Consider the following 22,780-nt stretch of genomic DNA (forward strand, 5'->3'; position numbering starts at 1 on the left):
GTCCTTTTGCTGCTTAATTGATGTGAGCTGCGTTGTTAGACTCTGCTAAAACGTATTCAGATATCAATAGAGGCTCTTATGACTGACGCATTATTTCAACCGCTCAAAGTAGGTCGATTCCAGTTAGCTAACCGTATCGTTATGCCGCCAATGACTCGTTCAAGAGCGACTCAACCACATGATGCGGCAAATGAGTTGATGGCCAAGTATTATGCTCAGCGAGCGAGTGCGGGCCTCATCGTCAGTGAAGGGACTCAAATTGCGCCTAACGGTAAAGGGTATGCGTGGACGCCTGGTATATACAGTGAAGAGCAAATCGCGGGTTGGAAAAAAGTGACAGATGCCGTGCATGCTGAAGGCGGTGTTATTTTTGCACAGCTCTGGCATGTGGGGCGCGTTACTCATCCAGATAACATTCTTGGCGAACAACCTATTTCAGCATCAGCCATTCGTGCTGAAGGGGTTAAAGTTTTTATTGATAATGGTACGGATGCACCCGGTTTTGTTGATACTGCTGAGCCAAGAGCCATGACAGAAGAAGATATTCAGCAGGTCATTAGTCAATTTCATCAAGCAGCAAAGAATGCGTTGCTAGCCGGGTTTGATGGTATCGAACTTCATGCTGCGAATGGTTACCTTATCAATCAGTTTATCGACTCTGAATCGAATCACCGTACAGACATGTATGGCGGCAGTTTACCGAATCGACTCCGTTTTCTTGACGAAGTGGTGACCGCACTGTGTGACGCGATTGGTTCTGACCGTGTTGGTGTGCGCCTGGCACCACTGACAACATTAAATGGAACGGTGGATGCGAACCCTGCTGAAACTTATGTTGCGGCAGCAAAATTGCTCAACCAACATGACATTGCGTATTTACACATCGCAGAAGCAGACTGGGAAGATGCCCCTCTGATGCCAGTGACCTTCAAGCAGGAATTACGTGACGTTTTCTCTGGTACCATCATTTATGCGGGTAAATACAACGTGGAAAAAGCAGTTCAAGCTTTGGATTTAGGTTTGGCTGATATGATTGGGTTTGGAAGACCATTTGTGTCAAACCCAGATTTACCAGCCCGAATTAAACATGGTCATCCTTGGGCATCTCATCACCCTGACACTCTGTTTGGTGGCGGCGAAAAAGGGTTGATTGATTACCCAGCTTATTCTGAGAGCTAATCTCCATTTAAGCTACGTTCATGGTAAGCCTCTTCAGTGAGGCTTTTCTATTCTTTGGGGGCGGGAAATAGTTTGGAGTGTCTCTCCAGATCATTGATAGTTAGCTACTTAATGGTGTCATATAACCTGATCATTTCATTCTCCTCGCTGGTATAAGTTGTTTGAACGAGTCGCAAAGTTTCATCTTCAAATAACCGTTCCTTTTTGAGGATGTACTAAGCTACTTAGACAGCCATCAACATAATACAAAAAGGAATTGTTATGAAAATCAAGCTCATTGGGTTGGCACTTCTTGCTGCGGCTGGCAGCTGCTCTGTTTCTGCTGGTGAGAACGTGGTTTACCAAGTTGGCGATGTTTCTTACGAAGGGTATTGGGCTAAAGTTGACGATAATGCGCCGCTAGTGTTGTTGGTCCATGACTGGGACGGGCTGACCGAGTACGAAGAAAAGAGAGCACAAATGCTTAACGACATGGGTTACAACGTATTTGCTGCTGATCTGTTTGGTCAAGGAGTACGCCCAACTAAAGTGGAAGATAAAAGGCAGCATACCGGGGAGCTTTATAAGGACAGGGAAAAGCTGAGAAAGCTAATGAACGCTAGCTTGGCAGAAGCGGGTAAGCTGGGTGGCAATTTAGATAACACGGTTGTGATGGGGTACTGCTTTGGCGGTGCGGCAGTACTGGAGTCTGCGCGATCTGGCATGAATGTGAAAGGCTTCGTTACTTTCCATGGTGGCCTTAAAACACCAGAAGGTCAAAGTTATGCAGATACCAAGGCTCCGGTTCTTATTCTTCATGGCACGGCTGATACTGCAATACCAATGAGCGAATTTGCTCAGTTGGCTGACGAACTCGAGCAAAACAAAGTTCCACATGAAATGGTGGCTTACGGCGGTGCACCTCATGCCTTCACCGTGTGGGACTCCGATCGTTATCGTAAAGATGCGGATGAGAAATCTTGGCAAGCATTCTCAAGCTTCTTGACCGCGAATACGACAAAGTAAAGTTAAAGCATCACGTAGCATCTTATCAAAGCTAAAAGGCTACCAAGATTCACGGTAGCCTTCTTACTGTCTGTACTTCTTTCCTTTACAATTCAACCCTGATTTACTGAAGCACAATTATAAAAAAGGACTTTTTCATGCTTCTTGATGCCACCGTCTGGGTATGGCTACCCCTTTTGTTTGCGACAGCTACAGCTTTCACTCGACATAAATTGACGGCGATATTGCTGTTACTCGTGGCTCTGGTATGTGCTCTTATCGTTGACCGTATTGAGTTTATCGCGTTTATTACGGCATTGTTTGTGCTCGCTACCGCTTACCAATTACCCAGGCTAGCTAACAACCAAAAGGGTAGGTGGGTTTACTATAGTGGCTGGGCACTTGTTCTGATTTGGTGTGCGGTGCTGTTTACCCACGCTATGCCGGGATTTAATAACCTCCAAGTGCTTGATGATGTTAAATCGGGCCCGCAAAGTATTCCCTTCTCAATGTATTTGAATTTGGATAAACCACTCGCCTTTTTTGCTCTTCTACTCGCTTACCCGAAGTTATTGGGGGAAACAAAGCAAATCGAATTTAAGCATATTTTATTGATACTGGTTCCGTTGCTCAGCTTACTGCCAATTGCGAGTTTTTTGGGAGCATTGAAGGTGGAACTTAGCCTACCTGGCTGGTGGTGGTTATTTGCTGTTAATAACTTGATGATTACCTGCGTTGCGGAAGAAGCATTATTTCGTGGGTTGATTCAACAATCTCTGGGCCGTCGTTTTAACTGGAAAGTTGGCGTGGTAGTTGCGGGTGTCTTGTTTGGTGTCGCGCATATCGCTGGTGGCGGATTACTTGTCTTATTCGCGACGCTTGCAGGGTTAGGCTATGGGTTGATTTTCTACGTGACTGGCCGATTATGGTGTGCGGTATTGGCGCATTTTCTGTTTAACTTTGCTCATCTAGTTTTCTTTACCTATCCGGCAGCCGCACAATGATTGTTATAGTGCAACTCATCGGTGTGAAAAGAGATTCAACCGTGGCCAAGGTTGTTTGGCCACAATAGTTGAATAGTATGTTGGAGTTAAACCGCCAGTTCTTTTGACGTCTTAATGTAAATATCACGCAGCCTTAATGCGATTTCACCAGGTTTGCCACTGCCAATTGGCTTATCATCGATTGCTACGACAGGCCACACGAAGGTTGTTGCAGAGCTGATAAACGCTTCTTTCGCCTGATAAGCTTCTTCGATGGTAAAGAAACGCTCTTCAATGGTTAAGTTCAGCTCTTTAGCGAGCGCCATTAATGATGCTCGGGTGATACCGTGCAGAATATCATTGCTTAGCGGGCGAGTGACCAGCACATCATCTTGGGTAACAATATAGGCGTTACTTGAACCACCTTCGGTAACATAACCGTTTTCAATTAGCCAAACGTCTTCTGCGCCAGCTTCGTGTGCGATTTGTTTCGCTAAGCACGCGGGTAACAAGCTGGTGGTTTTAATATCACGTCGACGCCAGCGAATATCATTAAACGAAATGACTTTAATCCCTGTCTGAGCTTTTGGACTATCAATCAGATTGCGTGATTGAGTAAACAGCACCAGTGTGGGTTCAATCTTGTCACTGTATGAAAAGTCGCGGTCACCTTCATTCCCGCGAGTTAACTGAAGATAGATTCCCCCTTCCACTAAACTGTTTTTTTCAATTAGCTGTCGCTGAATATCCATCAACTGTTCACCAGTGACTGGCATCTTAATGCCAAGCTCTTTAGCCGAACGTTCTAAGCGGGCAAGGTGACCTTCGTGGTCAATCAATTTACCATCTAATACCGCCGTTACTTCATAGACGGCATCTGCAAAGAGGAATCCTCTGTCAAATACGGAAACTTTTGCTTCACTTTCAGCGAGAAACTTTCCATTGAGGTATACAATACGTTCCATTACTTTCCCCTTATCCCCACAATTTTCTGTCGAAAGGCAGCATAGAGTTGTTTTCGAACTCAAAGCCATGTTCGATATCTTCACTGAGCAGCAGTGGACCATCTAAATCGACGACTTCCGCTCCTTGGGCGACGACAAATGCTGGCGCCATACTTAATGAAGAAGCCACCATGCACCCGACCATAATACGTAGACCTGCCGCTTGAGCCTGTTCTTTCAGTGCCAGAGCTTCAGTTAAGCCACCCGTTTTATCGAGTTTTATATTGATCATGTCATACCGACCAATGATCTTTGGTAGACTCATTCGATCATGACAAGATTCGTCGGCACAAATTGCTATCGGTCGTTCAAGGTCATCCAATATATGATCGTCATCGGCATGAAACGGCTGCTCAATCATTGAAACATCCAGCTTTAATAGTTCAGGTATGAGCTGATTATAGGTATCTAACGTCCATGCTTCGTTGGCATCCAGAATGATCGCAGAGTTGGGTGCACCGCGGCGCACTGCCTGAACACGCTCAAGATCTTCTGCACCACCTAATTTCAGTTTAAGCAGTGGTCGATGAGAATGCTCAATTGCCTTTTTCTCCATATTTTCTGGGGTATCCAAAGAGAGGGTGTACGCTGTGGTTAGTTCACCTGCTGCCAAACCAATTTTTTCCCAGATAGACTGGTTTGCGGTTTTACATTCCAAATCCCACAGAGCGCAGTCGACGGCATTACGCGCTGCGCCCGATGGTAATAACGGTTGCAACTCTTCTCGGCTTATCCCAGCTTCAATATCAGGGATGATGCTTTCTATCTCTGCCAACACATTTTGAATAGATTCACCGTATCGGCCATATGGGACACATTCGCCACGTCCTTTCAAGCCTTGGTGTTCTATTTCAACAATGATGGTTTCTGCGTGGGTTTTACTACCCCTAGAGATAGTAAAACTACCGAGAATCGGCCAACTTTTCGTTTCAAGACTAACCTTCATTACAGCTCCGCTAATTTATCGACAATACGCGCTACGCCTTGACGGAATGGATCGACAACTGGCAAGCCTACTTCAGACTCAACGCTATCCATGTATTCCATTGCTTCACTTTCTGACAGGCCTGAAGTGTTGATTGAGATACCGACAAATTGGACATTTGGATTGGTGAGTTTTGCGGTGGCAATATTGGCTTCCATACAAGCTTTGATATCCGGTAATGGATAATCAGGCAGGCCACGCATATGGGTGCGAGTCGGCTCATGACACAACACTAAAGCGTCTGCTTGAGAGCCATGGATAAGACCTGTGGTAACACCTGCAAATGAAGCGTGGAATAACGATCCTTGGCCTTCTATGACATCCCAATGTTGTGGATCATTTTCTGGCGCGATGGTTTCAATAGCACCGGCAATGAAATCGGCGACCACACAGTCTGCACTCACACCATCACCAGTGATCAGAATACCCGTCTGACCGGTGGCGCGAAAATCAGCATCGATGCCTCGCTCTTTCATTTCTTTCTCGATCGCCAGCGAGGTATACATTTTGCCTACCGAGCAGTCTGTACCTACCGTTAGTAGGCGTTTGCCTGAACGTTTCTTACCGTTTGCGACAGGGTAGGTTTGTGTTGGATAGCGAACATCGAAAAGGCTGCAGCCATTTTTCTTTGCACTCTCTACCAGTTCTGGAATGTCGCTTAATTTATTATGTAAACCTGCAGCGATGTCCATACCTGATTCAAGTGCTTCGATCAGGACCGAAATCCACTCCTCAGAAATCACGCCACCTCGGTTAGCAACGCCAATAACCAATGTTTTGGCACCCGCCTCAACAGCTTGTGCCACACTTAGATCGTCAAGACCAACATCAGCATTACAACCTTCAAGGCGTAATTGTCCAACACAATGTTCTGGTCGCCACGTTTTGATTCCCTGTGCTACTTTCGCTGCTAAAGCATCTGCAGCATCGCCTAAAAATAATAGATAAGGTTGTTTAAGTTCCATCTTGTGTTAACTCCATGTCGTGAATTGGATTTCTTACTAGCTTTTAATCTTGCTTCTCAATACAAACTACAGTGCAAAATTCGTGACATCAACATCAGTCGATACGTGAAAATATTTAAAGTATAAGCAATGAAACTCAAAAACATGCAATATATATTCAAATAAAATGAATTTAATGCATATATATTCACTTAATTTTGTTTTCATAATATTCTGATTTTGACCTTGGAGTCGCGCGTTAAATGTCGTTTATGTGTATGTCAGTAACAGATTGTTTTAGTACTTAGTGAATTACGCGTCTTATCTATAAAATACGCCATGACTTATTCATTGGTCATTTATACTAAGTTTAAATTAATATATAGATGATTCTATTTTGTGATGTAATTCAAATTTTTCTGGTTGGTTTTATAATTAGAGCCCAATGATATTTTTTAATATTCATCTAAATGCACCAAAATAATACATATTGACCCTAATTGGTGCGTAGTTTGTCATTTTTGTCTTGTTTTTATCGTAATAATCCCATATTTATTTTATGGTTTTATTGGTACTTGCTTTTATATATTAATCTGATATTTTGATTTATATCGAAATAATATACAGGTTTTAGAATTCCAGTTCGGAACTTATACCATGAGAGTTTATTTAGGGTATCTCACTGTAAAAAGCTTAATGGCTGAGTGTATGTGCTGATTGGAACGATGGTCTGTATATTGCTTAATTGATATTGAGCATATTTGCGTTGAGTTTATTTGGTGGCTTAGGCAACTCGTGTAGAAAGACCGTAAATTATCGCAAAATAAGAGCTATAACCGTTATTAATCGGCTCATCAAATACAATCCAATGAATTGTGTTCGTAGAGCTGACATGGAAGAAATTCAATACCAATTTGAATGAGGAAATAGTCATTTCATTGCGTTGGATAAATCGCATAGAGCAAGGTGTCGATAGCATTAACTTGTTATTTTAATTACCGATCTCTTACCCAACCATCAGCGAATTTAACCTGCAAGAATGATGAAAAACTTACTCCGATTGGTATATCACTGGGAAAGAGTTAATGATCACTGCTGAAGCTGTTATCAATCTAAAAGCACTTAGCGATAACTACGATGTACTTAAAAATAAATGCGCTGATAAATCTGTTGTCGCTGTGATAAAAGGTGACGCTTACGGGCATAACGCAGTAAAAACTGCACAAACACTGACGCAAGCCGACATGTTTGCTGTGTCTCGTATCGAAGAAGCGCTAGAGCTAAGAAGCGAAGGTATTAAACAGCCAATACTGCTGCTGGAAGGTTGTTTTTGTAAAGCCGATCTGGAAACGGCTGCACGTGAAGGTTTCCATACGGCGATTCATTGCAAAGAGCAGTTGGAAGATCTTAAACAGGCTGATATCACTACCCCTGTTACTGTCTGGCTCAAACTGGATACTGGGATGCATAGATTGGGGATCCACCCCTATGAACTCAGCGACTACGTTCAACAAATCGAAGCGACGAACAAACTCGCGGGACCGGTTGGTTTCATGAGTCATTTTAGCTGTGCTGACGATTTATCCTCTCCTGCGACGAAAAAGCAGATCGATCTGTTTCTGTCGCAAACCGCCGACTTCCCAGGACCTAAAACATTAGCTAACTCAGCGGGCATTCTGTATTGGTCTGACTCTCACCTCGATTACATGAGAGCGGGCATTTCTCTTTATGGTATCTGCCCAAATGAAAATGAAACGGGTAAGGAGCATGGGTTACGTTGTGTAATGACGCTGAACTCAAAGCTCATTGCGATACGTGAGCATAAGGCGAATCAACCTGTCGGTTATGGTGAAAGCTGGACTTCAGAACGTGATACCAACATTGGTGTTATCGCGATGGGGTATGGTGACGGCTATCCACGAAATGCACCGGTAGGTACACCTGTCTATATCAACGGACGAATCGTTCCTATCTCTGGTCGCGTTTCTATGGATATGGTTACTGTGGATCTTGGGCCTGATGCAGGTGATGCTGTCGGCGATACCGTCGAGTTTTGGGGCGACAATCTACCGATTGAAAAAGTCGCGAAACACATAGGTACCATTCCCTATGAGCTCGTAATCAAACTGACTAAGCGAGTTCGCAAAACGTACGTAGAAGTTTAGTTACAACCAGCCCTGCTTAATCAAATGATTAATAGGGTTCAAGCCATAGAAATATTTGGGTTGGTTTCGCTATTTAGAGTCGTCATCAGAGTGGGTTGAGTCACTTCCAGTTCGAATGTTATCAACCGAATCCTTATAAAAGGATGAGGTGGTATGCATCAGCTGTTTTACGATCTGCTCTTTGTCCGACTCACTGATCAGACGTTGCCTGACAAACTTCTCAAGGTGCGCTTTTTGAACCGTATTCAGCATATGATGTAGCCATTTTCTATGGGCTGTCGCCGTAATTACGGGGTAGGTTTTGTCCAGCTGACTGACGGTATCTGCGCTTTGCTGGCGCCAGGACTCCCAAACCTGAAGCACTTGTTTTTTCAAAGCTGGTTCAACTGGGTAGTCGTTTAGCAGAGCTTTAAGTTCGATAAGCGTTAAATCGGTAGTAAGTAATCGAGACCAAGCGAGTTCGTATTGAATGGACACATCTGACGTAGGTTTGTGTGTCCACTTATCAAGCACACGGAAAAGAGATCTCGTGTGAGTATGTTGAGAATTTGGCTGTTGGTATTTATGGCGCGCCGCGTCCATTTGTTGATCAAAAAACTCTCTGTGCTTTTGATAACTTTCCATTGATATCAAGCCTTGATCATAAAGCAGATAGAGATATTCACTCTCTATACTCAAGCCTTCCATGATGAGTTTCTTATACAAACTTTGAGTGTCCACTTCTGTGGTGTAGAGGTGGCGTAAGTCGCGCTTTTCTTCATCCACATGCGATTTAAGTGATTGCATGATTTCATTAGGAGCACCGCTGTCGGCTAACGGTGTTTTAGCCAGATGTGCCAACACTTTCTCACTGGCTTTCATCGCCGATAACATAAGCTCTTTCTTTGTAATCTTCTCTTCAATGCTGGTTTCATCCAGTTTTAACTGGCTCGCAAGAGGAGATAACGTCAGCCCTTGAATCAAAATGGTAAAGAACACCGCACCCATTGCAACGGCTAACATGGTTTCTCGTTCTTCGATAGCAAATAATGAGGTGTCGGTAATCACCAATATCGAAAGTGCAAGAGTGACCGCACCTCTCAGTCCACCCCATAAGCAGATGTGCTGGTATGAACGAGGCAGCGAGTAAGACAGGCGGCGAAGTCGCCCGAAAAATGGCAAAATCCAGTACACAAAACCCGCCCTTGCAGCAAGCATGCTGATGATCACCAGCAGAGTGTTTAACCAGTGCGACGCGATCAACTCCAAGTTTAACCACAACCCCACCAGTATAAAAATCATGGCTTTAGCGAGATCGGATAAGTAGGTCCAGAAGCTATTTAGATACTGATTGGACTCATTACTTATCGGCAATGGTGTGTTTTTTGCCAAGACCAAACCGCAAATGGTCAAAGCGACAATGCTGCTGGCATGGACAAACTGCTCAACAGCGACAAAGCATCCAATCGCAGTGACAAGGCTGATGCTTATTTCGATATAAGGATCGTCGGGCAGCGCCTTCATCAGCCAGAGAAGCAGGTGACCAGTGACATAGCCACAAAGTGCGCCGACTAAAAAGACCCAAGTGAATTGCCACAGCCCGGTGAGTACCATTTCGGTCGGGGTTAGGTGCATGGCAAAAATTAGCACCGCGATTTTGTATGCTGCAATGACGGTTGCATCATTGAATAAACTTTCTCCCTCTACAATCGTGATGAGATCTTTAGGCGCGCCGGACTCCTTAAAAATAGCGATCGTGGCGCTGGGGTCGGTAGCACTTAAAATAATCCCAAGGATTAGGGCGGTCTGAGGCGTTAAAATACCAATAAAAACAAGTGTCGCCGTAATGACTAACGTTGAGAACATGACGCCGGGAATGGCCATGATCATAATCGCGGACCAGTTAGCGGTGAACTTAGCGAAATCGAATTTATAGGCGGCCTCAAACACCAATAACGGTAGGAAGACGAATAAGATAGTCTTCTCTGCAATATCGGGTTCGTAGAATATGCTGATGCCTGCTGGCAGTTCGGGTAGAAGTGTAAGGCAAACACCAGACATCACCAGAATAATTGGGAAGGGGACTCGCAGCGCTCTTGCAATCAGGGACGAAGCCACGGATACCGTGATTAACAATACGATACCTAAGATCGATGATATGAAAATATCAGGAACATTCATACTTACTGGACGTCTTATTGGCTGCGCTAAACCTATGAATTAATAATGGTTCATCTTTGGATAAGATTCCTGATTAATTTGAAAAGTACCTAATGTTCCTTATCTGTTTATCATTCACGCGATCGAATTTACTTTTTGCAGCTAATGACGGCCGCAATGATTAACCCCATCCCGATGCCAGCAATCAGACAGCCGACAAAGGCGAGCGCAGAATGCTGAATAAAGATCATTCCCACCCCTAAGCCGAGTAGAGTTCCACCGCCAATAGCCCAGTTGCTTTTATCTTTCGGGTTTGTCTCATCGTTCATTTTACAACTCCTTGATCGTTGTATCTGTGACTAACTATAGCTAAGGATTCGGCAATGATGATGTCGAAGGTTTCAACTTGGTGTTTTCTAGCCAATAAGACTATTAAATGCTTGTCGTGAAAGATTAAAAAACAAAGGTGAAATAGTGCTGTTAAATGAAATTAGCCTGAAGATATAGACTAGAATTAGAGTAAAAGAACTTATTTCTCAAGGTATCAGAGTGCCTTGTCTCACGCTGTTGACTTACTTGCAACATCGATGAGCAGACAGGTCATCGTAGTAAGTATAAGGATTCGATATGTTTGAGGTTTTTACACGTCTCGCTGATTGGGTGACTTACCAGCTTTTTTCTTTTCAGCCCAATACCAAGCTCGCGGATGCTATTCACTTTTTTATTGAAGACGTCAGTAAAATCCTGGTGCTACTGGTCGTCATGATTTATGTGATTGCGCTGTTTAGAGCCTCGTTAAATGTCGAAAAAGTGCGGCACTATTTAGCGGGGAAACGTAGATGGTTTGGTTATCTTGCGGGCAGCTTCTTTGGTGCCATCACACCATTTTGCTCTTGTTCTAGCATTCCAATCTTTTTAGGGTTTACCTCTGCAGGTATTCCTATTGGTATCACTATGGCTTTCTTGATCACCTCGCCGTTGATTAACGAAATCGCCGTGTTGTTGCTATTTAGTTTACTTGGCTGGAAGTTCACGGTTATGTACGTGGTGATAGGGATGCTTATCGGCATCGTGAGTGGCTGGATCCTTGATGTGATCGGCGCACAGCGCTGGTTACAGCCACTGGCATCAAAGGCGATGCGTAATGCCAAAATTCCGCAACAGAGTCATGAAACCCTAAGTGGCAATGGGAGCGCGGGAATAACGTTGTCAGAGCGACACACGTTTGCCAAGCAAGAGATGGTCGAGATTGTAGGTCGTGTCTGGAAGTGGGTGTTTATTGGGGTCGGCATTGGCGCTGGTTTACATGGCTTCGTTCCTGATGGTTGGATAGAAACACATTTGGGATCCGGTCAATGGTGGTCGGTTCCGGCGTCGGTACTTATTGGTATTCCTCTCTATTCGAATGCGACTGGTGTGATCCCGGTGATGGAAAGCTTACTTCAAAATGGTTTGCCAATCGGTACAACATTAGCATTTTGTATGAGTACTGTTGCGGCGAGTATTCCTGAGTTTGTAATGCTGAAACAAGTTATGCAGTGGCGGCTTCTTGGTATGCTTTTCGGTATGTTGCTGCTCGCGTTTACGATGATGGGATGGATATTTAATTTACCACTGTGGCGATTTTAGGAGCTGGAGATGAAAATTTTTAAAGTGTTGGGGTCAGGTTGTGCGAACTGCGTTAATACCGCTAACTTGATTGAAAAAATTGCGGCGGAGCAAGGTGTTGAGGTTGAAGTGACGAAAATCACTGATATGGAAACCATCATGAACTACGGAGTGATGTCTACACCAGCCGTGGTGATGGACGAAGAGTTGGTGCATTCTGGCGGAGTCCCTCAAGCGGAAAAAATTCAGTCGTGGCTAACATCTTGAACGCAATAAAAAAGGCTGTTTTGCAACAGCCTTTCCTTTCTCTAATATCTAGCCCATGACTTGGTTTGGTAGCCAGGTCACTAAATCTGGGAAAACCATAACGATACACAAAACCAGCAATTGCACCAGGATAAATGGGGTGACTGATTTATAGATATCCAGCATGGTAATGCCTTTTGGCGCGATGCCTTTTAAGTAGAACAGAGCGAAACCATAAGGTGGAGTTTGTACAGCGATAACGATGTTAAGGATCATCAGAACACCAAACCAGATAGGGTCGTAACCCAATGCGACTGCGACAGGTGTAAATATCGGCGCACACATCAAAACAATAATGAACTCATCAATGATGAAACCAAGAAGTAGCATGATGATCTGGAACATGATGATGATCATGATCGGTGGTAGATCGAGACTGGTTGTGATGTCTGAAACCATGCCTTGTACTCCCATCAGAAGGTGGAAGTTACTGAATACTGACGCACCAAGGATGATCCACATTGCGACGCTGACTAAGGTTGCCGTTTGTAGTCCGGCTTTCTGAACCATTGCTGGCTTAAAGCGTTTAAACAAAATAGACAGGATAATCGCACCTACAACACCGATTGCACCAGATTCGGTCGGTGTCGCGATACCGGCGATAATACTGCCCAACACAGCAACAATGAGTAGCAGAGAAGACGCGCCGTCACGAATGGTTCTGAACAACTCATAACCTTTCGGGATCTCGATGTCGTTGTCGCTATCAGTGTCTAGTGGAGCGCGATCCGGGTTGATTTTACAGGAAATCACTACGTAGCTAATAAGAAGCACAATGGTAATCAATGCGGGAACCATAGCGCCAAGAAACATCTTTCCGACCGAGTTTTGGGTCGCGGATGCAAACATGATCATAGGGATGCTTGGCGGAATGAGGATACCTAGAGAGCCGCCAGCCATGATGACACCCAATGCCAGGCGTTTATCGTAGCCACGTTCTAGCATCGGTTTTAATGCGATGCTGCTCGACGTCATGATACCTGCGCCGATAATACCAACCATAGCGCCAATCATTGAACACACGCCTATAACGCTGATCGCCAATGAGCCGCGAATTCGCCCGATAGCTAACTGACTGGCGTTAAACATGGCATCCCCGATGCCAGAGCGAGTCAGAATCTGGCCCATGTAAATGTATAGTGGTATCGCCAAAAGGATAAAGTTGAAAAAGGTGCTCTCAACGGTAGTCGGAATAATATTAAATAAACCTTCCCCCCACGTTATGTAGCCAACGCCCATGGCGATTGCCGCTAATGCGAGTCCGACTTGTGCACCTAAAGCAAAAGCGGTAAGGATACAGGCCAATAACACCCCTGTAAGTACTTCAATCTCCATATGCCACTTCCTCTGTGTTTTGCTCTTTATTAAATTTTGTTGAATCTACTTTGAACGGCTGCTCTTCAAGCGAAGAGGGTACGTCGTGCTTTGATGGTTTCAGAAGTTCTCTGGATGTCAGCAGATAAAACAGGTTGCAAATGATTTGCACCGAGTACTGGGCAATAAATACCCCTGAAGATACCGTAATCATCAGCCAGAAATGATGTAACGGTGGAGCCCATTCACTCTGAGTTCGGTAGTTAAGCTCCAGGCTTTCGAAAAACATGCCACCGCACACTTTGGCCATTACGGCTAAGAAGCCAATCGCCAATACGGCGGTTAGCAAATCGAAACAGCGTCTAACTTTTTCGGAAACCTTAGCGTGGATAATATCTACATTGATATGAGCGCCTTTCTGCTGTGCATAAGCGCCACCCAGAGCTGAAATATAACCAAATAGAAACAACGATGTGTCGTATCCCCAAATGGTCGGGCGGTCCAGAACATATCTTGCGAACACTTCGTAAGCGACGACACCAGCGAGTATTGGCAGGAGGTAGGAAACAGAACGCCCAATACCTCTAACTACACTCTGAACGACTCGACAGTATCCTATGAGAATTTTTTCAATCATGTGGCCTCCTTGCAAAACAGACAAACAGAGGCGGAGCGAACTCCACCTCTCAATTCTTTGTTACTGTTTTTCCAATATGTCGATAAGCTGTTTAGAGTACTTATCTGCTGCTGCGTATTCTGCTGCAAGAGATTTACCCGCTTCTTCCCATGCTTTTTTGTCTGCTTCAGATGGTTCTGGGCTCCATTTCAAACCTTTCGCTTCCATGTCGGCGATTGCCTGAGATTCCCACAGGATAGATTTGGTCATCTGCTCTTGTGCGTGAACAGTGGTAGCAGCGCTGACGATAGCTTGTAGATCGGGAGATAGCTTTGCCCATGCTTTCTTGTTGACCACAATCGGCAGTACCTGTGCGCCAGCCAGAGGTAGCGGGTACATGTATTTCGCTACTTCAACGTGGTTACCATCACGGTGGTCAATCATGTTAGAGCCAATTGAACCGTCGATGACGCCTGTAGCCAGAGAGGTGTAAATTTCACTCCAAGCGAGTGAAACCGGTGAAGCTCCAAGGTTTCTCAGGAACTTACCGTAAGCACCTGGCGCGCGAATTTTCATGCCTTTGAAGTCTTCAACAGACTTAATTTCTTCTTTAGTAATGATGTATACCGGAGGCTGAATGTAAGGATCCAACCACACCAGATTTTGAGAACCATAGGCGTCTTTTAATACTTCCGACCAACCCTTTTCGTGGAACAAGGTCGAAAGTTCGCCCACATCGTCTGTACCGCCCGGTAAGCCAATCTCGACAACGCCAGCTGGGAGTTCACCCGCGTGCATAGATTGAAATGGTGCACCCATCTGGATCAGGCCAGATTTAACAGCGCCCAGAATACCCTTAGTACCAACGCCTTCGCCTGAATATAAAACCTGTACAGCGATTCGACCGTCAGACATGGTTTCAATATTCTTTGCCAGGTTTTCGTAAACTTGTCCATAAGCCGTTCCACGGCCATAAAGGTTGGCAAAGCGCCAGTTCTGCTCTGCAGCAAAACTTGCCGCTGAAGTAGCCATAGCGCCCAATCCCAGTGTCGCTGCAAGCATACTGCTCAGTAGCTTTTTACCTTTTCCCTTTAGCATAGAAAGTCCTCTTCTAAATGTTTTTCGATTCCGTTTTCGATACTCATATTAAGAGTCGAGTGCTAAAGGAATAGAACCAGTCGGTGACATACGATGGTACCAGTTTAAATTTTTATGCTGGTACCATGAATATTTTCAAACTGGTACTTAGGCGCCGTTTTTTTTGTCGATAGCATTCTTCTCATAGACGAAAGTAAGAGAGTGAATTATGGACAAGGTTTCGAACCAATCCCTGTTAAAGGGAACGTGTGATGCAAGCGATGACGCTATTGCTGTTGTGAACCCAGCAACAAATGAAGTGATTGGCTATGTTCCATCACTACAGCCAGCGCAAATTGAAGGGCTAATTGAGCAGTCCAAACAAGCTAAGAAATTATGGCAGGATCGAACCGCATCAGAGCGCTCCGCCATTTTAAAGCGTTGGTACGATCTGGTTATCGAAAACAGTGATGATCTCGCCCGCATTATGACCTTGGAGCAAGGCAAACCAGTAGCTGAAGCGAAAGGTGAAATTATTTACGGCGCATCATTTATTCAGTGGTTTGCCGAAGAAGCGAAGCGCACATACGGCGATACCATTCCTACACCAGCGGGTAGCAAAAGACTCATGACAATCAAGCAGCCAATTGGTATTGCTGCAGCGATTACACCATGGAATTTTCCGACTGCGATGATCACGCGCAAAGCCGCGCCAGCATTGGCAGCAGGCTGTAGCTTTATTGTCAAACCAGCAAATCAAACTCCGCTTTCTGCCTACGCTATCGCTGAATTAGCTTATCAGGCTGGACTGCCGAAAGAGTTGCTGGTTGTGGTGAACAATCACTCTTCTGTCGCGATTGGCGATCTTTTCTGCCAACACCCAGATATTCAAAAATTGTCTTTCACTGGCTCGACTGGGGTGGGTAGCCAACTGATAAAACAGTGTGCTGACACCATCAAGCGTACATCCATGGAACTCGGCGGAAACGCGCCATTTATTGTGTTTGATGATGCCGATATTGATGAAGCGGTTAAAGGTGCGATCGCCTCTAAGTTTCGTAACGCGGGTCAAACCTGTGTCTGCGCTAACCGCTTCTATGTGCAGGATGCCGTATACGACCAATTTGTTGAAAAATTCAAAGCCGCTGTGGCTGAGCTCAAAGTCGGAAACGGTATTGAGCCTGGCGTAACAATTGGGCCACTTATCGACAGCAAAGCGAAAGCACAGGTGATGGGTTATATCGAAACAGCTGTCGCACAAGGCGCGAACGTAGCCTTTGGTGGCGATGACCTGGGTGGATTATACGTACAGCCAACGATTCTGACGGATGTGACTCAGGATATGGATATTGTACAGACGGAACTATTTGGCCCAGTTGCTCCAATTATCCGTTTTAGCAATGACGAAGAGCTGGTCACACTCGCCAACGATACTATTTACGGCTTAGCCAGTTACTTCTACACCAATACGCTAACTCGCGCGTTCTCTATCGCCGAAAAGCTGGAATACGGAATGGTGGGAGTGAACGAAGGGATCATCTCAAATGAAGTCGCTCCGTTTGGTGGCGTTAAACAATCTGGTTTTGGCCGCGAAGGTGCAAAACAAGGTATCGATGAATACTTGAACATTAAATACATCTGCCTCGGCGGAATGTAATAAACAACAGACTGACGATAGTTTTAAAGGAACAAGGCTATGACAAATTCACAATGGCAAGAGCGTAAAGAAAAAGTAGTTGCTAAGGGCATGGCAAACCTTAGCGCGGTATACATCGAGAGTGCGAAAAATGCACTTTTGACGGATATCGAAGGCAAAGAATACATCGATTTTGCCGCTGGTATCGCAGTAACGAACACGGGGCATTCTCACCCTCAAATTATTGCAGCAGTAAAAGAACAGTTAGAAAAGTTCAGTCACACTTGTTCGATGGTAACCCCTTACAGCAGCTTTATTGAATTGGCAGAAAAAATCGTCGATGTTGCTCCGGGTGAAGGTGAGAAAAAAGTTGCCTTTTTAACCACGGGAGCGGAAGCGGTGGAAAACGCAGTGAAAGTGGCACGCGCTCATACTGGCCGTAGTGGCGTGATTGCCTTCAAAGGTGGTTTTCATGGTCGTACCAATATGTGTATGGGCCTAACGGGTAAAGTAGCTCCGTACAAAGCAGGCTTTGGTCCTTTTCCTAACGAAATCTATCACTTGCCGTTCCCAAATGAATATCATGGTATCTCTGAGCAACAGAGCTTAGAGGCATTGGATGATTTGTTCGCGTGTGATATTGAACCAACTCGCGTTGCGGCGATGATCTTTGAGCCAATTCAGGGCGAAGGTGGTTTTTACCAGGCACCTGCTTCGTGGGCACAAAAGCTGAGAGAGATTTGTGATAAACACGGCATTGTTCTTATCTGTGACGAAATACAGACAGGCTTTGCTCGAACTGGCAAGATGTTTGCTTCAGAATATCTTGGAATCGTTCCCGATATCACTACAATGGCAAAAGGTATCGCTGGTGGATTCCCGCTATCGGGTATTGTTGGTAAAGCTGAGATCATGGATTCAGCAAATCCAGGTGGTTTAGGTGGTACTTATGCTGGTTCACCTTTGGCCTGTGTCGCTGGTATTGAAGTTCTTAACATTATTGAGTCAGAATCTTTGTGTGAAAGAGCGGAGCAGATTGGCCAAACCTTCGCCGAGTTGTTATCTGAGATGCAGAAAGAAGTGCCCCAAATTGGTGATATTCGCCAAGTTGGTGCAATGATCGCAATCGAATTTAACGACCCTGGTACTAAAGCGCCATTACCTGAACTGACGAAAAAGCTGGTTGCAAGTGCAAATAAAGCAGGCGTGGTATTGCTTTCATGTGGCGTAAAAGGAAACGTTATCCGCTTCCTGCCACCGCTAACGATTGAAGATGAACTGATCTGTAAAGGGTTAGATATCATCAAATCTGAGTTGCAGGCTTTAACTCGATAGCTGATAAAACCTTCAAAAGCGGCATTTAACGTGCTGCTTTTGAGTGGTATGGTTTAGTGACCTGAATTCAGGTTAAGTAGTTGAAGCCGGGCATGTGTAAATGGCCGGCGCAGTAAAGGCTAGGTCATTTATGCTCCAGGGTTACATTCACATCGATCCTCTCGATTCTCGTACGTTACAAGAACAAATCAAAAGCAGCATCTCTCAGGCGATATTTGATGGCTTTGTTTCCAAACACCGCAGCCTTGAATCATCACGAAAGCTCGCTCAGTCCCTTTCTGTATCTCGGAACACTGTACTCAGAGTCTATGACCAACTCACTGATGAAGGTTTACTCATTTCGGTAGAGAGAAAAGGCTACTTCGTTAATCCTGAGTTAGAAGTTTCCGAAAAAAAAGCCCCTGAACGCGTACTTGAATCTGAAAGGCAACTGGATTGGGAAAAATACCTGATAGAAGGCGATGAAGCGCATGGCTCAGCCGCGAATAATCTCAAGAATTATCCTTACCTCTTTGTCCATGGCCAGGTCGATGAGGATCTCTTCCCGGTATCCGAGTGGCGTAAATGCAGCATTCAATCACTGAATAAGATCAATCACAAAAGTTGGACTTCCGACGATAATGACTACCACGATCTTATTGAGCAGATTCGAACCCGGGTACTGCCGAATCGCGGAATTTTTGTCGATGCGGATCAGATAGCGTTAACTCATGGTTGTCAGAACAGCTTGTATTTAATCTCCAAACTGTTGGTTTCACGTTATACAAAAGTCGGCTTTGAAAACCCCGGATACCCTGAAGCCCTTCAGCAGTTCAGAGCAAGGCGAGCCAACGTTCAACCATTAGAAGTCGATAGAGAAGGCATGGTTGTCGACGACAGACTCAACTCTTGTCAGCTTGTTTACACGACACCGAGTAATCAGTTTCCTACGACAGTTAGAATGTCTTCGCAACGAAGAAAGCAATTGATGGACAAGGCTGAGCAGGAAGATTTGCTCGTTATTGAGGACGACTTTGAGCATGACATCAACTTTATCAGCGACAAGTGCCCGGCGCTTCGTAGCGAGTACCCGAGTGAGCGTATTATTTATATCTCTAGCTTTTCCTCGATTATTGCACCGGGCTTAAGGTTAGGGTTTATTGTGGCGTCGCCACCGCTTATTAAGCAGATAAGGCAAGTGCAGCAGCGGATGCATAGTTTACCGCCAAAGAACAACTGCCAGACGTTGGCACTTTTCATCAGCCTTGGTTATTACGATTCGTTAATCCAGAAGATGTTGAAGAAATATCGTGAGAAGTGGTTAACCATGGAAAAAGCATTAAACACTTATTTTCCTCAATCCGGTGTCATTCCCTCGCTCGCGGGAACCGCATTTTGGATAGATTACCGTGAAGACTTTGATGCCGGTTTACTTGAGGAATTGGCGAAGGCTCATGGCATATTGATAAACAACGGTGCCAAGTATTATACGTGTGAAAAGCGTAATAACAGTTTCCGCCTCAGCTTTCAGTCGATAAAGAATTCCGATATTCGCAGCGGTATCGAGAAGCTCGCTCAATTGGCAAAGAAAATACTACCTATTCCGCGAGTAGAAGATGCAGAAGGCGTTCGCTTAAACGGCAAGCGTATACGAGAGTTACTTTCTGACAGGGTCGTTCTGACAAGAGATTGCTTCAATATCCCATACCGAATCACCTTTCAGGCGGATGGCAAGATGACAGGGGTGTCGGATAGACCGAATGACGCGGATGAAGGTTACTGGTGGATTGAAAATAATCACTTTATGTACCAGTGGCGTAACTGGCAATTTGCGGATGTACGCAGAGTAACGGTTATTTTGGATGGCGACGCTATCAAGCGGTTTGGCGAAGATGGCTACTTTATTGGCGATGCCACGCTGGTTGGTGAAACAGCCCAAGCCTAGAAACCAGTCAAAAGAACATGGTTGTATATAATCAACCATGTTCAAATTCGACCTGGCTATTTTCTTAATAGCGCTGGGTTTAATTAAACCGGTCCACTGAGAACAGCGACAAGTTAAACTTAGCCGGTTTATCAATCGCCATATCCGCGACCACTTCGCCAATCACACTGGCGAATTTGAATCCATGCCCTGAAAAGCCGGACACTAGAACGACATTGTCATTATCAGGGTGCTTATCGATAATGAAGTTTTCATCTGGCGTTCGGGTGTACATACAGGTTTTACCAAACTTCAGCGATTCAACGTGGGGCATGTGTTTATCTAGTAGTTGTTGAAGGTCTGCTGAATCTGCCTGGTTGTCGAAAGGCGTGATCTCTGCGTTGGGATCTTGGTCTTCGCCTAAATCATGACGGCCTATTTTTAATCCTGCGCCATCAATACTTGGGAATCCGTAATAGATACCCTCTGGCGTCACAAAGGAAAAGGCTGGGAAAGTTCCTTCACCGTAAAGTGCCTCTGGTGCGTTATACCAGGCAAAGGTTTTACGGATAGGGCTGATAGGGAGCTTTATGTCTAGCATATCCAGCAGGTCGTTTGACCATGCACCAACGGAGACGACCAATTTCTTACCCTGAAATGTATTGCCGTTTGCTGTAACGCTGACGCCATCATCAAGACGTTCAATGCCAGAGACCTTATGGTGTGTAAGCAGTGTTGCGCCGTGAGCAAGGGCGAGATCACGGTATGCCTGAATGCAATCTTCCACTCTAAGCACGCCTGACGTCGACTCAAAACAACCAATATATTCTGGTGGCAGGTTGAGGCCTTCGAAGCGTTGGTTCGCCTCATCGGCACTTAAAATTTCAAGCGGAAGATGATGTTTTTTTGCACTGGCAATCAGCATTGAGATAAAAGGCGAGCGCTCATTCCCAATGTTAAGAACACCTGTTTTGAGGAATAGAGATTTGCCTGATAACTGTTCTAACTCGCCCCACAATTCTTGCGCTCGTAACGCCAATGGTACGTATTCTTCACCTTCTCCGTATGCATGGCGGATAATGCGGGTTTCACCATGATGACTGGCGTGTGAATGGGGTGGATCAAAAGCATCAAGAAGTAGTACTTTTTTCCCTTGTTTAGCTAAAAAGTAGCCTGTGGACATGCCCATCGATCCTGCACCGACAACAATCACATCGTACTGCATTATTACTCCGTTAACGTTATGTAAAGCTGTCGAAACTCTATCATATTTCAATTGATTGAAAAGTCAGTATTCATATTGATATCAATGTCGATTGCCCTTGACTTGTCGTGCCTGAATCGTTGAGGATTTATCGATAGCCAAAACAATACATCGATTCCCAGGACGCAATATGAACAACTTTACTTACTTCAACCCTACCAAAGTGCACTTCGGTAAAGGTCAAATTTCGACGCTTACAGAAGAAGTGCCACTCGGTAGCAAAATTCTGATCACCTACGGTGGTGGCAGCATCAAAAGTAACGGCGTATACGAGCAAGTGATGGCTGCTCTCGATGGTTACACCGTGTTTGAGTTTGGTGGAATCGAACCTAATCCACATTACGAGACATTAGTGAAAGCGGTGGAAATCGCCAAGGAACAAGACATTGATGTCATTCTTGCTGTAGGCGGTGGCTCCGTTATTGATGGCAGTAAGTTCATTTGTGCTGCTGCCTGTTATGAAGGCGATTACTGGGACATCATCGCGACGGGGGGAAGCTGTGTAGAAAGCGCCTTAACGTTAGGCTGTGTGCTGACGTTGCCTGCGACAGGATCTGAAATGAACCGAAACGGCGTGATTACCCGCGCAGAAACACAAGATAAGCTGTCTTTTGGCTCAGAGTATGTTCGCCCGTCCTTCTCTATCCTAGACCCTGAAACCACGTACTCTCTGCCGGCACGACAAATTGCCAATGGTGCTGTCGATACCTTTGTACACATTTTGGAGCAATACCTGACTTACCCAGTGAATGCTAAAGTGTCTGATCGCTTCGCAGAAAGTCTGATGCTTAATGTCTTGGAAGATGGCCCATTGGCTCTTGAAACGCCAAACGATTACGAAGTACGTGCAAATCTGATGTGGACTGCGACGATAGCGCTTAATGGTACATTGAAGTGTGGTGTCCCTACGGATTGGGCAACGCATGCCATTGGCCATGAGCTGACCGCACTGTATGGATTGGATCATGCGCAGACTTTAGCGATCGTTCTTCCTGCCATGTGGAAATACAAAAAAGCACAAAAACGAGGCAAATTGCTGCAATATGCTCAGCGCGTATTCAACATCACGTCTGGTACAGAAGAAGAGCAAATTGATGCTTCCATTCAAAAAACAGAAGCGTTCTTTGCCGCAATGGGGAATCCCACCACGCTTTCTGCATACGGTTTAGGTGAGAACGACATTCCTGCCGTTAAAGACAAGTTGATTCAACACGGTATGCTGGCAATGGGTGAGCATAAAGACGTCACGCCTGAGGATGCAGTGGAGATATTAAAGCTCGCTTTATAAATACTACCTGTCGTAGTAAATCACGGGTTACCTTAGCTTGATAATATACT

Annotated in this window: 19 protein-coding genes; 10 read left to right on the forward strand and 9 right to left on the reverse strand. The window is 45.1% G+C overall.

Going from position 1 to position 22,780, the window contains the following annotated elements; translation table 11 throughout:
• The first annotated feature begins 78 nt into the window (after positions 1-78).
• From DBX26_RS23185 to DBX26_RS23195, 3 genes are all read left to right on the forward strand, one after another.
• Positions 79-1,179: an alkene reductase gene (locus tag DBX26_RS23185; protein ID WP_118121035.1), complete on the forward strand. Its 1,101-nt coding sequence runs from the start codon at positions 79-81 to the stop codon at positions 1,177-1,179.
• 261 nt (positions 1,180-1,440) lie between these two features.
• On the forward strand, positions 1,441-2,184 hold the full coding sequence (locus DBX26_RS23190; protein ID WP_118121036.1) for a dienelactone hydrolase family protein: 744 nt from the start codon (positions 1,441-1,443) through the stop codon (positions 2,182-2,184).
• A 137-nt stretch (positions 2,185-2,321) separates the two neighbouring features.
• The gene (locus DBX26_RS23195; protein WP_118121037.1) at positions 2,322-3,167 is read left to right on the forward strand and encodes a CPBP family intramembrane glutamic endopeptidase; all 846 of its coding nucleotides are present in this window, start codon (positions 2,322-2,324) and stop codon (positions 3,165-3,167) included.
• An 86-nt stretch (positions 3,168-3,253) separates the two neighbouring features.
• Here DBX26_RS23195 and DBX26_RS23200 read toward each other — a convergent pair whose 3' ends face one another.
• Genes DBX26_RS23200 through dgcN form a run of 3 tightly spaced genes read right to left on the reverse strand, consistent with a single transcriptional unit; the run spans position 3,254 to position 6,100 of the window.
• Complete coding sequence (locus tag DBX26_RS23200; RefSeq protein ID WP_118121038.1) at positions 3,254-4,111, reverse strand: D-amino-acid transaminase; 858 nt, start codon at positions 4,109-4,111, stop codon at positions 3,254-3,256.
• Positions 4,112-4,121: 10 nt separating this feature from the next.
• Positions 4,122-5,096 carry an N-acetyl-D-Glu racemase DgcA gene (gene dgcA, locus DBX26_RS23205; RefSeq protein WP_014234720.1) on the reverse strand — a complete coding sequence of 325 codons (975 nt, stop codon included), beginning with the start codon at positions 5,094-5,096 and terminating at the stop codon, positions 4,122-4,124.
• Positions 5,096-6,100: an N-acetyltransferase DgcN gene (gene dgcN, locus DBX26_RS23210; protein WP_020335355.1), complete on the reverse strand. Its 1,005-nt coding sequence runs from the start codon at positions 6,098-6,100 to the stop codon at positions 5,096-5,098. Before dgcN ends, dgcA begins: the two co-directional genes overlap by 1 nt.
• A 1,064-nt stretch (positions 6,101-7,164) precedes the next feature.
• On the opposite strand from dgcN, the gene alr reads away from it, so the two are divergent.
• Positions 7,165-8,244 (forward strand): alanine racemase, encoded by a 1,080-nt coding sequence (alr, locus tag DBX26_RS23215; RefSeq protein ID WP_118121039.1) that lies wholly within the window; start codon positions 7,165-7,167, stop codon positions 8,242-8,244.
• Between the two features lie 69 nt (positions 8,245-8,313).
• On the opposite strand, the gene DBX26_RS23220 is transcribed toward alr, so the two are convergent.
• Both DBX26_RS23220 and DBX26_RS23225 read right to left on the reverse strand, forming a co-directional pair.
• Positions 8,314-10,404 (reverse strand): sodium:proton antiporter, encoded by a 2,091-nt coding sequence (locus DBX26_RS23220; RefSeq protein ID WP_118121040.1) that lies wholly within the window; start codon positions 10,402-10,404, stop codon positions 8,314-8,316.
• A 128-nt stretch (positions 10,405-10,532) separates the two neighbouring features.
• A complete protein-coding gene (locus DBX26_RS23225; RefSeq protein ID WP_065298237.1) occupies positions 10,533-10,712 on the reverse strand; it encodes a hypothetical protein in 180 nt (59 codons plus the stop codon).
• Between the two features lie 298 nt (positions 10,713-11,010).
• Between DBX26_RS23225 and DBX26_RS23230 the strand changes: the two genes are divergently transcribed.
• Together DBX26_RS23230 and DBX26_RS23235 are read left to right on the forward strand one after the other, a co-directional pair.
• Positions 11,011-12,012 carry a permease gene (locus DBX26_RS23230; RefSeq protein WP_118121041.1) on the forward strand — a complete coding sequence of 334 codons (1,002 nt, stop codon included), beginning with the start codon at positions 11,011-11,013 and terminating at the stop codon, positions 12,010-12,012.
• A gap of 9 nt (positions 12,013-12,021) precedes the next feature.
• Positions 12,022-12,258 carry a thioredoxin family protein gene (locus DBX26_RS23235; protein ID WP_065303884.1) on the forward strand — a complete coding sequence of 79 codons (237 nt, stop codon included), beginning with the start codon at positions 12,022-12,024 and terminating at the stop codon, positions 12,256-12,258.
• Between the two features lie 48 nt (positions 12,259-12,306).
• On the opposite strand, the gene DBX26_RS23240 is transcribed toward DBX26_RS23235, so the two are convergent.
• Genes DBX26_RS23240 through DBX26_RS23250 form a run of 3 tightly spaced genes read right to left on the reverse strand, consistent with a single transcriptional unit; the run spans position 12,307 to position 15,325 of the window.
• Positions 12,307-13,632, reverse strand: a complete 1,326-nt coding sequence (locus DBX26_RS23240; protein ID WP_118121042.1) for a TRAP transporter large permease subunit — start codon at positions 13,630-13,632, stop codon at positions 12,307-12,309.
• Positions 13,622-14,248, reverse strand: a complete 627-nt coding sequence (locus DBX26_RS23245) for a TRAP transporter small permease subunit (RefSeq protein ID WP_014234712.1) — start codon at positions 14,246-14,248, stop codon at positions 13,622-13,624. The genes DBX26_RS23240 and DBX26_RS23245 overlap by 11 nt, the downstream gene beginning before the upstream one ends.
• 60 nt (positions 14,249-14,308) lie before the next feature.
• Positions 14,309-15,325 carry a TRAP transporter substrate-binding protein gene (locus DBX26_RS23250; RefSeq protein WP_065298240.1) on the reverse strand — a complete coding sequence of 339 codons (1,017 nt, stop codon included), beginning with the start codon at positions 15,323-15,325 and terminating at the stop codon, positions 14,309-14,311.
• A 208-nt stretch (positions 15,326-15,533) separates the two neighbouring features.
• Here DBX26_RS23250 and DBX26_RS23255 point away from each other — a divergent pair, with 208 nt between their 5' ends.
• From DBX26_RS23255 to DBX26_RS23265, 3 genes are all read left to right on the forward strand, one after another.
• Positions 15,534-16,961: an NAD-dependent succinate-semialdehyde dehydrogenase gene (locus DBX26_RS23255; protein WP_118121043.1), complete on the forward strand. Its 1,428-nt coding sequence runs from the start codon at positions 15,534-15,536 to the stop codon at positions 16,959-16,961.
• A 39-nt stretch (positions 16,962-17,000) separates the two neighbouring features.
• Positions 17,001-18,275, forward strand: a complete 1,275-nt coding sequence (gene gabT, locus DBX26_RS23260) for a 4-aminobutyrate--2-oxoglutarate transaminase (protein ID WP_065298242.1) — start codon at positions 17,001-17,003, stop codon at positions 18,273-18,275.
• A gap of 130 nt (positions 18,276-18,405) precedes the next feature.
• On the forward strand, positions 18,406-20,199 hold the full coding sequence (locus DBX26_RS23265) for a PLP-dependent aminotransferase family protein (protein WP_041170499.1): 1,794 nt from the start codon (positions 18,406-18,408) through the stop codon (positions 20,197-20,199).
• Positions 20,200-20,278: 79 nt separating this feature from the next.
• Here the strand turns inward: DBX26_RS23265 and solA are convergent, their stop codons facing one another.
• Positions 20,279-21,403 carry an N-methyl-L-tryptophan oxidase gene (gene solA, locus DBX26_RS23270; protein WP_118121044.1) on the reverse strand — a complete coding sequence of 375 codons (1,125 nt, stop codon included), beginning with the start codon at positions 21,401-21,403 and terminating at the stop codon, positions 20,279-20,281.
• Between the two features lie 169 nt (positions 21,404-21,572).
• Between solA and DBX26_RS23275 the strand changes: the two genes are divergently transcribed.
• Positions 21,573-22,730 carry an iron-containing alcohol dehydrogenase gene (locus DBX26_RS23275; RefSeq protein WP_118121045.1) on the forward strand — a complete coding sequence of 386 codons (1,158 nt, stop codon included), beginning with the start codon at positions 21,573-21,575 and terminating at the stop codon, positions 22,728-22,730.
• Positions 22,731-22,780 lie beyond the last annotated feature (50 nt).

The organism is Vibrio sp. dhg (genome assembly GCF_003443775.1).
GTDB lineage: Bacteria > Pseudomonadota > Gammaproteobacteria > Enterobacterales > Vibrionaceae > Vibrio > Vibrio natriegens.

Bases quoted from the DNA above. Each gene is read 5' to 3' on its own strand.
- DBX26_RS23185 (WP_118121035.1), top strand. From the start codon at position 79: ATGACTGACGCATTATTTCAACCGCTCAAAGTAGGTCGATTCCAGTTA.
- DBX26_RS23190 (WP_118121036.1), top strand. From the start codon at position 1,441: ATGAAAATCAAGCTCATTGGGTTGGCACTTCTTGCTGCGGCTGGCAGC.
- DBX26_RS23195 (WP_118121037.1), top strand. From the start codon at position 2,322: ATGCTTCTTGATGCCACCGTCTGGGTATGGCTACCCCTTTTGTTTGCG.
- DBX26_RS23200 (WP_118121038.1), bottom strand. From the start codon at position 4,111: ATGGAACGTATTGTATACCTCAATGGAAAGTTTCTCGCTGAAAGTGAA.
- dgcA (WP_014234720.1), bottom strand. From the start codon at position 5,096: ATGAAGGTTAGTCTTGAAACGAAAAGTTGGCCGATTCTCGGTAGTTTT.
- dgcN (WP_020335355.1), bottom strand. From the start codon at position 6,100: ATGGAACTTAAACAACCTTATCTATTATTTTTAGGCGATGCTGCAGAT.
- alr (WP_118121039.1), top strand. From the start codon at position 7,165: ATGATCACTGCTGAAGCTGTTATCAATCTAAAAGCACTTAGCGATAAC.
- DBX26_RS23220 (WP_118121040.1), bottom strand. From the start codon at position 10,404: ATGAATGTTCCTGATATTTTCATATCATCGATCTTAGGTATCGTATTG.
- DBX26_RS23225 (WP_065298237.1), bottom strand. From the start codon at position 10,712: ATGAACGATGAGACAAACCCGAAAGATAAAAGCAACTGGGCTATTGGC.
- DBX26_RS23230 (WP_118121041.1), top strand. From the start codon at position 11,011: ATGTTTGAGGTTTTTACACGTCTCGCTGATTGGGTGACTTACCAGCTT.
- DBX26_RS23235 (WP_065303884.1), top strand. From the start codon at position 12,022: ATGAAAATTTTTAAAGTGTTGGGGTCAGGTTGTGCGAACTGCGTTAAT.
- DBX26_RS23240 (WP_118121042.1), bottom strand. From the start codon at position 13,632: ATGGAGATTGAAGTACTTACAGGGGTGTTATTGGCCTGTATCCTTACC.
- DBX26_RS23245 (WP_014234712.1), bottom strand. From the start codon at position 14,248: ATGATTGAAAAAATTCTCATAGGATACTGTCGAGTCGTTCAGAGTGTA.
- DBX26_RS23250 (WP_065298240.1), bottom strand. From the start codon at position 15,325: ATGCTAAAGGGAAAAGGTAAAAAGCTACTGAGCAGTATGCTTGCAGCG.
- DBX26_RS23255 (WP_118121043.1), top strand. From the start codon at position 15,534: ATGGACAAGGTTTCGAACCAATCCCTGTTAAAGGGAACGTGTGATGCA.
- gabT (WP_065298242.1), top strand. From the start codon at position 17,001: ATGACAAATTCACAATGGCAAGAGCGTAAAGAAAAAGTAGTTGCTAAG.
- DBX26_RS23265 (WP_041170499.1), top strand. From the start codon at position 18,406: ATGCTCCAGGGTTACATTCACATCGATCCTCTCGATTCTCGTACGTTA.
- solA (WP_118121044.1), bottom strand. From the start codon at position 21,403: ATGCAGTACGATGTGATTGTTGTCGGTGCAGGATCGATGGGCATGTCC.
- DBX26_RS23275 (WP_118121045.1), top strand. From the start codon at position 21,573: ATGAACAACTTTACTTACTTCAACCCTACCAAAGTGCACTTCGGTAAA.